The organism is Microbacterium sp. zg-Y625, from assembly GCF_030246925.1.
GTDB classification, from domain to species: domain Bacteria; phylum Actinomycetota; class Actinomycetes; order Actinomycetales; family Microbacteriaceae; genus Microbacterium; species Microbacterium jiangjiandongii.
Genome location: NZ_CP126740.1, coordinates 2,018,658 through 2,032,247, shown reverse-complemented (window position 1 = coordinate 2,032,247; position 13,590 = coordinate 2,018,658). Strand labels below are relative to the sequence as shown.

12 protein-coding genes are annotated in these 13,590 nt (G+C 71.7%); 5 read left to right on the top strand and 7 right to left on the bottom strand.

The window, feature by feature from the left end; genetic code table 11:
* Nucleotides 1–5 precede the first annotated feature (5 nt).
* Genes QNO14_RS09370 through QNO14_RS09355 form a run of 4 tightly spaced genes read left to right on the top strand, consistent with a single transcriptional unit; the run spans nucleotide 6 to nucleotide 5,670 of the window.
* The gene (locus tag QNO14_RS09370) at nucleotides 6–2,762 is read left to right on the top strand and encodes an HAD-IC family P-type ATPase (RefSeq protein ID WP_257505046.1); all 2,757 of its coding nucleotides are present in this window, start codon (nucleotides 6–8) and stop codon (nucleotides 2,760–2,762) included.
* Entirely contained in the window at nucleotides 2,759–3,190 is a 432-nt protein-coding gene (locus QNO14_RS09365) for an FMN-binding protein (protein WP_257496025.1), read from the top strand. Before QNO14_RS09370 ends, QNO14_RS09365 begins: the two co-directional genes overlap by 4 nt.
* Nucleotides 3,187–4,068, top strand: a complete 882-nt coding sequence (locus QNO14_RS09360; protein WP_257505045.1) for an FAD:protein FMN transferase — start codon at nucleotides 3,187–3,189, stop codon at nucleotides 4,066–4,068. The genes QNO14_RS09365 and QNO14_RS09360 overlap by 4 nt, the downstream gene beginning before the upstream one ends.
* A gap of 60 nt (nucleotides 4,069–4,128) precedes the next feature.
* On the top strand, nucleotides 4,129–5,670 hold the full coding sequence (locus tag QNO14_RS09355) for an FAD-dependent oxidoreductase (protein WP_257505044.1): 1,542 nt from the start codon (nucleotides 4,129–4,131) through the stop codon (nucleotides 5,668–5,670).
* 169 nt (nucleotides 5,671–5,839) lie between these two features.
* Here the strand turns inward: QNO14_RS09355 and QNO14_RS09350 are convergent, their stop codons facing one another.
* The 5 genes from QNO14_RS09350 to eda form a co-directional block, all read right to left on the bottom strand.
* A complete protein-coding gene (locus QNO14_RS09350; protein ID WP_257505312.1) occupies nucleotides 5,840–7,258 on the bottom strand; it encodes a sensor histidine kinase in 1,419 nt (472 codons plus the stop codon).
* Nucleotides 7,259–7,341: 83 nt separating this feature from the next.
* On the bottom strand, nucleotides 7,342–8,076 hold the full coding sequence (locus QNO14_RS09345) for a response regulator transcription factor (protein ID WP_257496028.1): 735 nt from the start codon (nucleotides 8,074–8,076) through the stop codon (nucleotides 7,342–7,344).
* A gap of 154 nt (nucleotides 8,077–8,230) precedes the next feature.
* Nucleotides 8,231–8,677 (bottom strand): VanZ family protein, encoded by a 447-nt coding sequence (locus QNO14_RS09340; protein WP_257505042.1) that lies wholly within the window; start codon nucleotides 8,675–8,677, stop codon nucleotides 8,231–8,233.
* 11 nt (nucleotides 8,678–8,688) lie between these two features.
* On the bottom strand, nucleotides 8,689–10,269 hold the full coding sequence (gnd, locus tag QNO14_RS09335) for an NADP-dependent phosphogluconate dehydrogenase (protein WP_257505041.1): 1,581 nt from the start codon (nucleotides 10,267–10,269) through the stop codon (nucleotides 8,689–8,691).
* A 62-nt stretch (nucleotides 10,270–10,331) separates the two neighbouring features.
* Complete coding sequence (gene eda, locus QNO14_RS09330; protein WP_257505040.1) at nucleotides 10,332–10,979, bottom strand: bifunctional 4-hydroxy-2-oxoglutarate aldolase/2-dehydro-3-deoxy-phosphogluconate aldolase; 648 nt, start codon at nucleotides 10,977–10,979, stop codon at nucleotides 10,332–10,334.
* Between the two features lie 101 nt (nucleotides 10,980–11,080).
* Between eda and QNO14_RS09325 the strand changes: the two genes are divergently transcribed.
* Entirely contained in the window at nucleotides 11,081–12,517 is a 1,437-nt protein-coding gene (locus QNO14_RS09325; RefSeq protein ID WP_257505039.1) for a gluconokinase, read from the top strand.
* Between the two features lie 49 nt (nucleotides 12,518–12,566).
* Here the strand turns inward: QNO14_RS09325 and QNO14_RS09320 are convergent, their stop codons facing one another.
* Together QNO14_RS09320 and QNO14_RS09315 are read right to left on the bottom strand one after the other, a co-directional pair.
* Nucleotides 12,567–13,262, bottom strand: coding sequence for a FadR/GntR family transcriptional regulator (locus tag QNO14_RS09320; RefSeq protein WP_257496033.1), 696 nt, complete (start codon nucleotides 13,260–13,262; stop codon nucleotides 12,567–12,569).
* A 34-nt stretch (nucleotides 13,263–13,296) separates the two neighbouring features.
* Complete coding sequence (locus QNO14_RS09315) at nucleotides 13,297–13,419, bottom strand: hypothetical protein (protein ID WP_257496034.1); 123 nt, start codon at nucleotides 13,417–13,419, stop codon at nucleotides 13,297–13,299.
* Between the last annotated feature and the right edge of the window lie 171 nt (nucleotides 13,420–13,590).

The window sequence follows — 13,590 nt, the reverse complement described above, 5'->3', positions numbered from 1 at the left end:
AGACGATGCCGGAGCGCGACACGCGAGCCGACCTGACGGTCTCGACGCCGTTCGCGCTCGAGGTCGCCGACGTCGAGCGCGAGCTGCAGACCGACGTCGCCGGATTGACGTCCGTCGCGGCGGCCGCGCGCCTCGCGGACGTCGGCCGCAACGAGCTGCCGGAGCCGCCCCGCAAGCCCGCGATCCTGCGGTTCCTCGCCCACTTCAACGACACGCTGATCTACATCCTGCTCGGCGCGGCCGTGATCAAGGCGATCATGGCCGACTGGCTGGACTTCTGGGTGATCATGGCGGTCGCGATCATCAACGCGGTCATCGGCTTCGTGCAGGAGGGCCGCGCCGAGAAGGCGCTCGCCGGCATCCGCAGCATGCTCTCCAACGACGCCAGCGTGCGCCGAGACGGGGCGTGGGCGACGGTCCCGGCCGCGGAACTCGTGCCCGGCGACGTCGTGCGCCTCATGCCGGGTGACAAGGTGCCCGCCGACATGCGACTCATCCAGGCGCACCAGCTGCGCATCGACGAGGCCGCTCTGACCGGTGAATCGCAGCCGTCGTCGAAGGGCGTCGAGCCGGTGCCGGCGGATGCCGGTGTGGGAGACCGCCACTCGATGGCGTTCTCGGGCACGATCGTCTCTGCCGGCCAGGGGCGCGGCATCGTGACGGCCACCGGCGGCGCGACCGAGATCGGCACGATCCAGGCCCTCGTCGGCGAGGCGGGCTCGATCGCGACGCCGTTGACCAAGCAACTGGACTCGTTCGGCCGCGTGCTCACGATCGTGATCCTCGGCATGGCGGCGATCATGCTGCTGATCGGCCGGTTCCTGCATGACCTGCCCTTCGGCGACCTGATTTCGGCGACGATCGGGTTCGCCGTCGCGGCGATCCCCGAGGGCCTGCCGGCAATGGTCACCATCACGCTCGCCATCGGGGTGCAGCAGATGGCGCGTCGTCACGCCATCACCCGCAAGCTCCCCGCCGTCGAGACGCTGGGCGCGGTGACGACGGTGTGCAGCGACAAGACCGGCACGCTCACCAAGAACGAGATGACGGTGCGCCGCCTCGTCACCGCGCGCGGCGCATATGTGACGACCGGCCTCGGTTACGACCCGGCCGGCGAGATCAGCCCGGCCGGCACGACCGGGACGGTGGATGCCGCCGTGCAGCGGCGGGACCTCGCGCCGCTGCTGGCGGTCGCCACCCTCTGCAACGACGCGCACATCGTGCCCGATCCCTCGGTCGACGCCGGCGACGGGCCCGGGCGCTGGACCCTCGTGGGCGAGCCCACCGAGGGGGCGCTGAAGGTCATCGCGATGAAGGGCGGCGTCTCGTCCGACGGCGCACGCCGGGTGGGTGTCGTGCCGTTCGACTCCGCCAACAAGTTCATGGCGACCCTCAATGAGGCATCCGACGGCTCGCGGGCGATCCTGGTCAAGGGCGCGCCCGATCGCCTGCTGGAGCGCTCGCGCACGCAACGCGGCGAGCGCGGCCCGGTCCCGCTCGACATCCCGTTCTGGGAGGGCGCCATCGACGACCTCAGCGCCCAGGGCCTGCGGGTGCTCGCCGCAGCACGCAGGCCGGCCCTCGCGGACGGCGGCGAGCTGCGCGTCGACGACCTGCACGAGCTCGAGTTCCTGGGCCTCTGGGGCATTCTGGACCCGCCCCGCCCCGAGGCCATCGAGGCCATCGCAGACTGCCACACGGCGGGCGTGCGGGTGAAGATGATCACCGGCGACCACGCCGGCACGGCTCTGGCCATCGCGCGGGAGATGGGAGTGGTCGCCGGCGACGACGTCACCGTTCTCACCGGGACGGAGCTCGAGGCCATGAGCCAGGACCAGCTCGCCCGGGTGGTGCGCGACGTCGACGTGTATGCGCGCACCAGCCCCGAGCACAAGATCCGCATCGTGCGCGCACTGCAGTCCCACGGCGAAGTCGTCGCCATGACCGGTGACGGCGTGAACGACGCCCCCGCCCTCACGCGGGCCGATGTCGGCATCGCCATGGGCATCAAGGGCACCGAGGCGACCAAGGAAGCCGCCGAGATCGTGCTGGCCGACGACAACTTCGCCACGATCCGCAGCGCCATCCGCGAGGGGCGTCGCATCTACGACAACCTGCGCAAATCGATCGTCTTCCTCCTTCCCACCAACGGCGCGCAGTCGCTCGTGATCCTCGTGGCGATCGTCTTCGGGCTCGCGCTGCCGCTGACGCCCGTGCAGGTGCTGTGGATCAACATGGTCACCGGCATCACGCTCTCGCTCGCGCTGGCCTACGAGCCGGCCGAGCGCGGCATCATGACGCGTCCGCCGCGCGCGCCCGGCGGCTCGCTCGTGAACGGGCGCGAGCTCGGCTTCGTCCTGGTGGTCTCCGCGCTCATCGGTGGCGCGGCGCTGGCGCTGTTCTACTCGGTCGCGGCGACCGGCGTCGACATCGCGTACGCGCGCACCGAGGCCGTCACCATGCTGGCGCTCGGACAGCTCGCCTACCTGTTCAACTGCCGCTTCCTCACCCGCTCGAGCCTCACCCCTGACGTGCTGCGCGGCAACCGCGTCATCTGGTGGTCGGCCGGTGCCCTCATCGCGGTGCAGCTCGTGTACACCTACGCGCCCTTCATGAACGATCTGTTCGGCTCGCGCCCGCTCACGCTGCAGTCGTGGCTGCTCCCCATCGCCCTGTCGATCGTGATCTTCCTCGCGGTCGAAGGGCTGAAAGAACTCCGCCGACGCGCGGAGCGCTCAACGACACGGAAAGGACCCGCGTGACCCCCTCCGCCTCCTCGGTCCGTGCGGCGCGCCTCGGCGCCGCCCTTGCCGGCACCGCCGGCGTGCTCGTACTCGCCGGCTGCGGCTCGGCAGACGCCGCCTCGTCCGCCGGGACGACGACAGGCGACGCCTCGTACGCGGACGGCACGTACGAAGCATCCGGTTCGTATGCGACGCCCGAGTCGGTCGAGTCCATCGACGTCACCGTCGAACTCACCGACGGCATGATCTCGGCGGTCGAGGTCGTCGGCGATCCGACCCGACCCGAATCGGAGCGGTACCAGGAACGCTTCATCGGCGGCATCTCCGACGAGGTCGTCGGCAAGAGCCTCGACGACATCTCGGTCAGCCGCGTGGCGGGCTCATCCCTCACCAGCGGCGGCTTCAACGAGGCGATCGAGCAGATCAAGTCCGACGCCCGGCAGTGACGACCGCACCCGCGGTCTGGCGCTTCGACGCCATCGGCACCCGGTGGGAGATCCAGACGGCCGCCGCACTGCCGGATGAAGCGCGGGATGCGGCATCCGCCGTCATCGGGCGATTCGACCGGGAATGGTCGCGCTTCCGTCCCGACTCGTTCGTGAGCACCCTGGCCGGCGGCTCCGGGGAGGTCACCGTTCCTGCCCCCGCCGACACAGCAGCCATGCTCGATGCCTACGCCGAGCTGTCGGAGGCGACCGGCGGCGCCGTCAGCCCCTTCGTGGGGGCGGCGCTCGCGCATCGCGGCTACGACGCGGCCTACTCCCTCGTCGACCGGGGGCCGCTCGCGGCGACCGGCGACTGGCGACAGCGCCTGAGCTGGGATGCCGGCACGCTGACGCTCCGCGAGCCGGCGATCATCGACGTCGGCGCGCTCGGCAAGGGGCGCCTGGTCGATCTGGTGACCTCGTGCCTGCACCGCTCGGACGACGGTGGGATCGTCGTCGATGCGGGCGGTGACGTGTCGGTGCGCGGCGTCACCGAGCGCATCGGGCTGGAGCATCCCTACGACCCGTCGCGCGCGATCGGCGTGTGGGAGGTGACGGATGCCGCCCTGTGCGCGTCGGCGGTGAACCGCCGGGCGTGGGGGGACGGCCTGCACCACGTGCTCGACGCCCGCACGGGGCAGCCGGTGCGCACGGTGGCGGCGACGTGGGCCGTCGCCCCCACCGCGATGCGCGCGGATGCCGTCGCCACGGCGCTCTTCTTCGCCGGTGGCGAGGCACTGGCGGCCCGCTGGGGGGCGTCGTGGGTGCGGATGGCGACCGACGGGCAGGTGGACTGGTCACCGGGCTGCGGGGCCGAGCTGTTCCGCGCGGCGCGCTAGCGTGGATGCCATGGCAGCAGCACCCTCACGGCATCCGTCCTCCCCGCTCCGAGACGCCTGATGGGTTCGTTGACCGCCATCTGGAGCCGGGTTTTCGGCCTGCTGGGCAAGGTGTCGATGTACCGCCTCGTGCTGTCCGCGCTGGGCGCGCTGGCGGTGATCGCCTTCGGGGCCTCGCTGTTCGGTGTGCTGGTCCCGACGCCGCTGGAACTCGTCGCCACGCTCGTGGTGCTCGCCGCAGCCTGCAGCGTCGTCGATGCGGCAGCCCAGCGGGTGCTGAAGCTGCCGTGGCGCGTGGAATCGTCCCTCATCACCGCGCACATCCTGGTGTTCGTGCTCATGCCCTCGACCGAGATCCTGCCGCTCCTCGGCATCGCCGTCGCCGGGGCGGTCGCCTCGCTGTCGAAGTACGTGCTGGCGTGGCGCGGTCGGCACGTGTTCAACCCCGCCGCCGTGGGTGCGACCGTCGTCACGCTCACGGGACTCGGCACCTCGGCGTGGTGGGTGGGGTCGCCCTATCTCGCGCTGCCGGTGCTGATCCTCGGGGGAATCGTGCTGCTGCGCACCGAGAAGGTGCGCATCGTGGCCGTCTTCTGGGTGATCGCGGTGGCGGTGGCGATCATGCGCACCTCCGTGCAGTACCAGCAGGCCGGCCTTCAGATGGCCGGCGCCGACATCGTCTGGCAGATCGTGTCGGCCTCGCCGTTCCTGTTCCTCGGCGCCTTCATGCTGTCCGAGCCCCTCACCCTGCCACCGCGCCGGTGGCAGCAGCTGACGGTAGCTGCCGTCGTCGGTGTGCTGGCCGGGTGGCCGATCGATCTCGGCATCCTGAGCCTGGGTCAGGAGCGTGCCCTCCTCGTCGGCAACCTGGTCGCCTTCTTCTTCTCCTGGCGTGCCGCCGTGCGGCTCACCCTCACCGAGCGCACCGCCCTCACACCGACCGCCCGGCAGCTGAGCTTCCGCACCCAGCGCCGACTGTCATTCGTCCCCGGACAGTTCCTCGAACTGGAGGTGCCGCACCACCATCCCGACGCCCGTGGCACGCGACGGGAGTTCAGTATCGTCTCGTCGCCCGAGGAGCTGCCCGAGCTGCGCATCGCGTTCCGCGAGGGCGGCGGGCCGCAGTCGAGCTATAAGAAGGCGCTGGCGGCGGTGAGCGCGGGCGACCCGCTGGCGGTCACCGGCGTCTGGGGGGACTTCGTGCTGCCCCGGCGCAGCCAGAGTCCCGTGCTCATGGTGGCCGCCGGCATCGGAGTCACGCCGTTCGTCTCGCAACTGACGCACATGCGGCTGACCGGCGAGCAGCGCGACGTCGTGCTGGTGTACGTCGCCTCGGAGTCGTCGGAACTGGCCTTCCGCGACGAGATCGCCGCCTCGGGAGTGCCGGTGGTCGTCTTCACGCGGGACCGGCCTGCCGACCTGCCCGCGCACTGGCGGTGGGCTCGGGGCGTGCGTCTCGACGCCGACGGCCTGCTGCGGGTCGTGCCCGACATCGCGGCGCGGCACGCGTACATCTCGGGCCCGCCCGGATTGATCGCGGAGCTCGCGCCCGCCCTGGAGCGCGCCCGGTCGATCACGACGGACGCCTTCTCGGGGTACTGAGCCGGCGGGGGCGCCGCGGCCGGTGGCCTGCTTCGGTCGTCGCACCGGTGCCCTCTGGGGGCGTCGGATGGGACGTTCGCGACGACGGAAGCGCGGGAACGCCTCAGCCCGGCTCAGCCCGGCCACGCGCCCGGCGCACCGGCCACGCGCCCGGCGCACGACGCCGCCGTCAGCCGGCGTCGCCAGAGCCCGCGCCAGCTTCCTCGTCCCGTGCGCGGGCGGGCAGCCGCACTTCGAACGTCGTGTCGCCGGGACGGCTGTCGACCGACAGCTCCCCGTGGTGGGCGTCGACGATCGCGCGCGCGATCGACAGGCCCAGCCCCGTGCCGCCGGTGCGCCGCGCGCGGGAGCGGTCGGCACGCGCGAAGCGCTCGAACAGCTCATTCGCGAGCGCGGGGTCGATGCCGGGTCCGTCATCGTGCACGCGCAGCACCGCGCTGTCGCCGTCATACGCGACGGTCGTGGTCACGGTCGTGCCGGCGGGGGTGTGCACGCGCGCGTTGGCCAGCAGGTTCGCGGCGACCTGGTGCAGCCGCGCGGCATCACCGGCGATGACGACCGGCTCCTCGCCGACCTCCAGCCGCCACGTGTGGTCGGGTCCGGCGGCGCGCGCGTCGCCCACCTCCTCGACCGCGAGGCGCGTGAGGTCCACGGTGCCGACGACGAGCTCCTTGCCCTCGTCCAGGCGCGCCAGCAGCAGCAGGTCCTCGACGAGCGCCGTCATCCGCAGCGACTGGGCCTGGATGCGCTCGAGCGCCTGCTCGGTGTTGGCGGCCGTCTCCGGCGCAGTCGGCGCCTGGTGGAGGGCGCGCAGCGACAGCTCCGAATACCCCCGGATGGATGCCAGCGGCGTGCGAAGCTCGTGGCTCGCGTCGGCGACGAACGCGCGCATGCGCTCCTCGTTGCGCTGACGGGCGGTGAGCGACTCGCCCACGTGGTCGAGCAGCGTATTCAGCGCGGCACCGACCTGCCCGATCTCGGTGTGCTCGTCGGCTTCGGATTCCGGCACGCGCTCGGTGATCGAGACCTCGCCCTCGGCAAGCGGAAGGGATGCCACACGGGTGGCGGTGTCGGCGACGGCGCGCAGGGGGCGCAGCGACGTGCGGATGATCAGGGCGATCGCCGCAGAGAGCAGCAGCAGCCCGCCCGATGTCAGCAGGGTCACGGTGGTGAGGATCTGCGCCACCGTGTCGGTGACCTCGGTTGTCGGCTTGCCGAGCACCGCCGAGAAGCTCGAGCGATCGGACGGCATGAGCACGCGGTATTCGCCGAGCCCGGGCAGGCTCACCGTCGCGCCCCGCTGGTCCTCGATGGCCGCGAGGATGCGGGCGATCTCGCCGTCGTCCAGCGCGACCACCGATTCGTCATCGGCGACGTACGCGCCGGTGAGTCCGCTGACCGTGCCGAGCACGAGCAGCGTCCCCGGCTCCTGCCGGCTGCCCGACAGCGCGTCGACGGCGGTGACATCCGGCGCGACGCCGATGCGGGATGCCGACTCGCGGATCTGCGCGTCGAGGTTCTGCATCATGATGTTGCCGAGGATCGTGCCGGTGGCCAGCCCGATGCTCACGAGGATCAGCGCCACCATCGAGACCACCGCCGTGATCAGCCGGGTCTGCAGGCTCCAGCGGTGGCGGGTCGGGAGGCGTGCGGGGTGCGTGGAATCCGCGGTCACTGCGGCGCTTTGATCATGTAGCCGACGCCCCGCACGGTGTGGATGAGGGGCTCGCGACCCTGGTCGATCTTCTTACGCAGGTACGAGATGTACAGCTCGACGACCGAGGACCGGCCGCCGAAGTCGTAGTTCCACACCCGGTCGAGGATCTGCGCCTTAGACACCACACGCCGCTGGTTGCGCATGAGGTAGCGCAGCAGCTCGAACTCCGTGGCCGTCAGCTCGATGGCGTCGCCCGCGCGTTCGACCTCGTGGGAGTCTTCGTTCAGCGTCAGGTCTCCGACGCGCAGGATCGGCTCACTGCCGACGGTCGCCGCGGTCCCCGCGCGGCGCATGAGTCCGCGGAGCCGTGCGACGACCTCTTCGAGGCTGAAGGGCTTGGTCACGTAGTCGTCACCGCCGGCGGTGAGCCCGGCGACCCGGTCGCCGACGGCATCCTTCGCGGTGAGGAAGAGCACGGGCACGTCGTTGCCCGAGTGGCGCAGCCGCTGCAGCACGGACATGCCGTCGAGGTCCGGCATCATGATGTCGAGCACCATCGCGTCGGGCTCGAAGTCGCGAGCGGCCTGCAGGGCGTCGAATCCCGAGGCGGCGGTGCGCACCTCCCAGCCCTCCATCCGCAGGGCCATCGACAGCAGGTCGGTCAGCATCTGCTCATCGTCGACGACGAGCACACGCACGGGGGAGCCGTCAGGGCGGCGAAGAGCGGGTACGGATGCTGGCGCGGTCATGCCCCCCATTGTGAACTCCGACGCGCACGATTCCTATGGGGTGCTCTATGCGCAGGCTGTGAGCTTGCGCGCAGCGTGCAGCGCGCTGCGGGCACGGCTTCGCCGTACGCGGCCGGACGGACCGCCGGGAGGGCGTGCCGGCATTGACGCATGCTCAGCGGTCCCTTCGCTGCCCTCGCGTGCGTCGCGCGACCCGGTCGGCGCCGGCAGCGCCGGCAGCCCCGAGCGCCGCGCCCGCGGTGTTCGCGACGAGGTCGCGCGCGTCCGGGTAGCGGTCGGGGAGCGCCAGTGCCTGCGTTGCCTCGATCGCGCCACTCAAGAACAGCCCGGCCAGGGCGGCGAGCCACCAGCGGCGCGTCCCCGTCCAGGCGACCCACAGCAGGCCCAGCGGCAGGAACAGCACGACGTTCGACACGAACTCCAGCACCGCGAAGGTGAGCCATGCCGTGCCCTGCCAGCCGGCGAACCAGTCGCCGAGGACGGCCAGGGTGCCGCCGACCGTCGCGGGCTGAGGCCCGAGGGTCAGCGACGCCAGCAGTGCCAGGTACAACGCCGAAGCCGCCGCGAGCAGCACACGCCCGCGGCGGCTTCGCACCGGCATCCGGGGCCTGCTCAGTGCGTGTCCTCGGCCTCGATCTCGCTGCGGTCACCCGACCACTGCGTGTGGAAGGTGCCGGGCTTGTCGATGCGCTTGTAGGTGTGGGCGCCGAAGAAGTCGCGCTGGCCCTGGATGAGCGCCGCGGGAAGGCGCTTGGCGCGCAGCCCGTCGTAGTAGGCCAGCGACGACGAGAACGCCGGGGCCGGGATGCCGGAGGTCGCCGCCGTGGCGACGATGCGGCGCCACGCGTCCTGTGCACGGCCGAGCGCGTCGACGAAGTACGGCGCCGTCAGCAGCACCGGCAGGTCGGGCGTGACGACGTAGGCGTCGCTGATGCGGTTGAGGAACTGCGCGCGGATGATGCAGCCGCCCCGCCAGATCTTCGCGATCGCACCCAGGTCGATCGCCCAGTCGTACTCGGCCGCGCCGGCGCGGATCTCGTCGAAGCCCTGGCTGTAGGCCACGATCTTCGAGGCATACAGTGCCAGGCGCACGTCCTCGATGAAGGCGTCGGCGTCCTCGACCGAGAGCGTCTCGCCGGCGCCGGGAAGGTCCTGCGAGACCTCGCGCTGCTCGGGGTGGCTCGACAGCGAGCGGGCGAACACGGCCTCGGCGATGCCCGACACGGGGGTGCCGAGGTTCAGCGCGGTCTGCACGGTCCAGGCGCCGGTGCCCTTGGCGCCGGCCTGGTCGAGGATGACGTCCACGAGCGGCTTGCCGGTGGCGGCATCCACCTGTCGCAGCACCTCTGCGGTGATCTCGATCAGGTAGGACTCCAGCTCGCCGCGGTTCCACTCGGCGAAGACGTCGGCGATCTCGGCGGGGGAGCGGCCCGTGCCGCGACGGATGAGGTCGTACGCCTCCGCGATGAGCTGCATGTCGGCGTACTCGATGCCGTTGTGCACCATCTTCACGAAGTGCCCGGCGCCGTCGTGGCCGACGTGGGTGACGCAGGGCTCGCCCTCGGCGACCGCGGCGATCGACTTGAGGATGGGGCCGAGCGTGACCCACGACTCGTCCGAGCCGCCCGGCATGATGGACGGGCCCGTCAGTGCACCCTCCTCGCCGCCCGAGATGCCGGCGCCCACGAAGTTGATGCCCGTCTCGCGCACCGCGCGCTCGCGGCGGATCGTGTCGGTGAAGAGGGCGTTGCCGCCGTCGACGATGATGTCGCCGGGCTCGAACACCTGGGTGAGCGCGTCGATGACGGCGTCGGTGGGGCCACCGGCCTTGACCATGATGATGGCGGTGCGGGGCTTGTGCAGCGACGCGGCGAACTCGTCATAGGAGAACGCGGGGACGAATCCCGCCTCGGGGTGCGCGGCGACGAGCTCATCGGTCTTGGACCGGGAGCGGTTGAACACGGCGACGGTGTTGCCCTCGCGGCTGGCGAGGTTGCGGGCGAGGTTCGAGCCCATGACGGCAAGGCCCACCACGCCGATGTTGGCGACCGGCGCCGCGGCGGAGTCGGGCCCCTCGGCGGCGGGGGTCTCGCGGGGGACGTCCTCCGGGGACGGGGCTCCCTCATGCAGCTCGGCGGAACCGGGGGTGTCGTCGCGGTCGTGGGACATGTTGGTCTGGGCGTTGTCGTTCATGTTTCTCCTCGTGCCTGCCGACCTGCGGTGCGCCGCGATCTGGGCCGCACACCCCGGCGGGTCTAGCGTAGTGCGGACGCCGGGGTCCTCCGGGCGAGTGTGACCGCCTCGGCGGTCAGGCGTGTGACCTCGTTCCAGTCCCCGGTGCGGACGGCGGTGGCCGGCAGCATCCACGACCCGCCGACGGCGGCCACGGCGGGGATGTCGAGGTAGTCCTCGAGGTTCGCGGGGCTGATGCCGCCGGTGGGGACGAAGGTGACTTCGCCGAACGGTGCGGTCAGTGCGCGCAGCGCGGCCGCGCCGCCGGATGCCTCGGCGGGGAAGAACTTCACCGTCGTGACGCCGAGCTCCAGCGCGGTCTGCACTTCGGTGGCGGTGACGGCGCCCGGGAGCACGGGGACACCGCGCTCGTGGCAGCGCTCGATGACGGCTCGGCTCGTCCCGGGGGAGACGATGAAGCGGGCGCCGGCGTCGACGGCGGCATCCACCTGATCGGCTCGCACGATCGTCCCCGCACCCACGAGCGTGTCGCCGCGGGAGGCGACGGCCGCGACGGCGTCTGCGGCCGCGGGCGTGCGGAAGGTGATCTCGGCGACGGGCAGCCCGCCCGCGACGAGGGCCCCCGCCAGGGCGTGGGCTTCGGTGGCGGACTCCGCGGTCACGATCGGCACGAGGCGCAGGGGGCGCAGCAGGGAGAGGATCTGATTCATCGGCCGCTTTCGACGGGCGCGTCACCGCGCGGAGACCGAATGATCATATCATTGGGGTGCGGCGGCGATGCGGCGCCGGTTCCACCCACGATGGATGCGCCATGAAGATTCTCGCCCTCGAGGCCAGCACGACGTCGGCGAAGACCATGCTCTTCGATACGGAGACGGGCGAGGTGCAGGTGCGCTCGCGCCGTTTCGAGCTCGGCGGGCCCGATGCCGCCGTGCGCGATGGCGACGCGATCTGCGCGCAGCTGCTGGCGCTGGGGCGCGAGAACGCGGCCGGGCAGCCGGTGGACCTGATCGTGCTGAGCGGCACCTGGCACGGCCTGACGCTGCGCGCCCGCGATCTGGCGGCGGTCACCCCCGTGATGGAGTGGCCCTACACCGGCGCCCAGGATCTCTCTGCGCGTCTGCGTCGCGATGATGAATTCACGCGCTGGTTCCACGACCGCACCGGATGCATGGTCAACGCTTCGTATCCGGCGTTCAAGCTACTGCACCTGCGGGAGCAGGGCGTCGATGTCGCGGGACGTCTCGCGCTCGACCAGCCCACGCTGATCTTTGCGCGCCTGACCGGTGAGGTCTGGACGAACGCGTCGCTCGCGTCGGGCACGGGACTGCTCAACGCCCGAACCGGGCAGTGGGATGCCGAGATCATCGACCGCCTCGGGCTCGGCGACGTCGTGCTCCCCCCGCTGCATTCGTCGACGGCGACCGCACCCCTCACGGCGGCGGGCGCCGCGGCGCTCGGGCTGCGCGCCGGCATCCCGGTGCTCACCCCAGGCCCCGACGGCGGGCTCAGCCAGGTCGGGGACCTGGCGACGGAGCCGGGGGAGATGACCTTCTCGATGGGCACGAGCGGCGCGCTGCGCATCGCCACGCGGCATCCCTCGCTCTCGCCGTCGCTCAGCACATGGTCGTATCGATCGCCCGTCGGGCCCCTCAGCGGAGCGGCGACCTCGGGGTGCGGCAACTGCGTCGACTGGGCGCGTGAGCGTCTGTTCGGTGCGGACGCCGACTACGCCGACCTCGAGCCGCTGCTCTCGGCCGATGCCGCTGATCTGCCGGTGTTCCTGCCCTTCCTCTTCGGAGAGCGCAGCCCCGGGTGGCAGGACCAGCGCCGTGGCGGATGGCTCGAGCTGCAGCCGCACCACACCCGCGCGGACCTGTACCAGAGTGTGCTCGAGGGCATCGTCTATTCGCTGTACCACTGCTATCGCGAGCTCGTCGCCGTGCACGGGGCGCCCCGGCGCATCGTGCTGTCGGGTGGCGTGCTCTCGTCGCCGACGTGGACCCAGCTGACCGCCGACGTCTTCGGTGCCGATATGGAGGTGTCGCCCCGCCAGCACAGCTCCATCGTCGGTGCCGTGCGGATGGGGCTGCAGGCCACCGGCAGCGACATGCGCCACCCGGCGTTCGATGGCGGCATTCCCGAGGTGATCCGTCCCCGCGGGGAACGACGCGACCGGTACGACGCCGGGTTCGCCCGGTACCTCGATCAGTACGCGCGCACCGCGCCGCCAGAGGTCGGTCCCTGACCTGTCGCGCCGCCGCAGCTCAGTCGCCGATCTGTCGCGCCGCCGCAGCTCAGTCGCCGACCTGCACCTCGCCCAGTACCGCCTCGACGTAGCGGCGGGTGTGGTGCTCGGCGGCCTCGGCATCGCCGCGGGCGATCGCGGCGGCGGTCTGCACGTGATTGTGCAGCGCCTCGGAGTGGGGAACGCCGGGGGTCAGCCCGGCGCGGGAGCGCCCGGTGATCACGGCAGCGACGGCGGGCTTGACCGCAGCGAGCATCGGGTTGCCGCTGGAATCGAGGATGAGGTCGTGGAAGGCGATGTCCGCCGTCAGGTACTCGTCGCTGTCGCCGCGCCCCTCGGCGCCCAGCCGCTCAAGCCGGGCGGCGAGCCCGACGATGCGCTCGCGTTCGTCGGCGGTGGCGCGCTGCGCGCTCAGGCGCGCGGCGATCGGCTCCACGGCGGCCCGCAGCTCGTTGGCGACGACCAGCTGTCGATCGCGGCCGGGACCGCGCAGCTGCCAGCCGATGAGGCGGCCGTCCAGCGCGCTCCACTCCGACGCTGGTCGCACGGTGACGCCGACGCGGCGGCGCGAATGCAGCATCCCCATCGCTTCGAGCACCCGCACCGCTTCGCGGATCACCGTGCGGGAGACGCCGTACTGCTCTTCGAGCCCGGCCAGGGTGAGGACCGACCCCGGCGGGAGCTGCCCCGTTGCGATGCGGATGCCCAAATCGTCCGTGACGGATCCGTGAGAGGCCTGGGCCACCGGGTTCTCCGATCGACGGGTGGGCGGACTGCGGTCAGCCCTTCTTGTACCCCTGGCGTCCCATCGACCACAGGGCGCCCACGGTGCCGACGGCGGCGAGCGCTGTCAGGCCGCCGATGAGCCACACGAGGGCGTGGGAGATGAAGCCGTATTCCATGGGAGTCCTCCGGGCAGGTGAGTGGGCGTCTTCATGGTACCGGCGCCGCTGGTAGACTCGGGACCGAACTTCGGCGAGGGATGCCGCGCGCCATGCGCAGCCATCCGTGATCGACGCGGTGATGCAGGCCTTGCGGCTTTCCTCACGCGCATGCGTTCGAGTCGAACCACA

Coding starts and splice junctions, on each gene's coding strand:
- QNO14_RS09325 (WP_257505039.1), top strand. CDS start 11,081: ATGAAGATTCTCGCCCTCGAGGCCAGCACGACGTCGGCGAAGACCATG.
- QNO14_RS09370 (WP_257505046.1), top strand. CDS start 6: ATGCCGGAGCGCGACACGCGAGCCGACCTGACGGTCTCGACGCCGTTC.
- QNO14_RS09355 (WP_257505044.1), top strand. CDS start 4,129: ATGGGTTCGTTGACCGCCATCTGGAGCCGGGTTTTCGGCCTGCTGGGC.
- QNO14_RS09345 (WP_257496028.1), bottom strand. CDS start 8,076: ATGACCGCGCCAGCATCCGTACCCGCTCTTCGCCGCCCTGACGGCTCC.
- QNO14_RS09340 (WP_257505042.1), bottom strand. CDS start 8,677: ATGCCGGTGCGAAGCCGCCGCGGGCGTGTGCTGCTCGCGGCGGCTTCG.
- eda (WP_257505040.1), bottom strand. CDS start 10,979: ATGAATCAGATCCTCTCCCTGCTGCGCCCCCTGCGCCTCGTGCCGATC.
- gnd (WP_257505041.1), bottom strand. CDS start 10,269: ATGAACGACAACGCCCAGACCAACATGTCCCACGACCGCGACGACACC.
- QNO14_RS09315 (WP_257496034.1), bottom strand. CDS start 13,419: ATGGAATACGGCTTCATCTCCCACGCCCTCGTGTGGCTCATCGGCGGC.
- QNO14_RS09350 (WP_257505312.1), bottom strand. CDS start 7,258: ATGGTGGCGCTGATCCTCGTGAGCATCGGGCTGGCCACCGGCACGATC.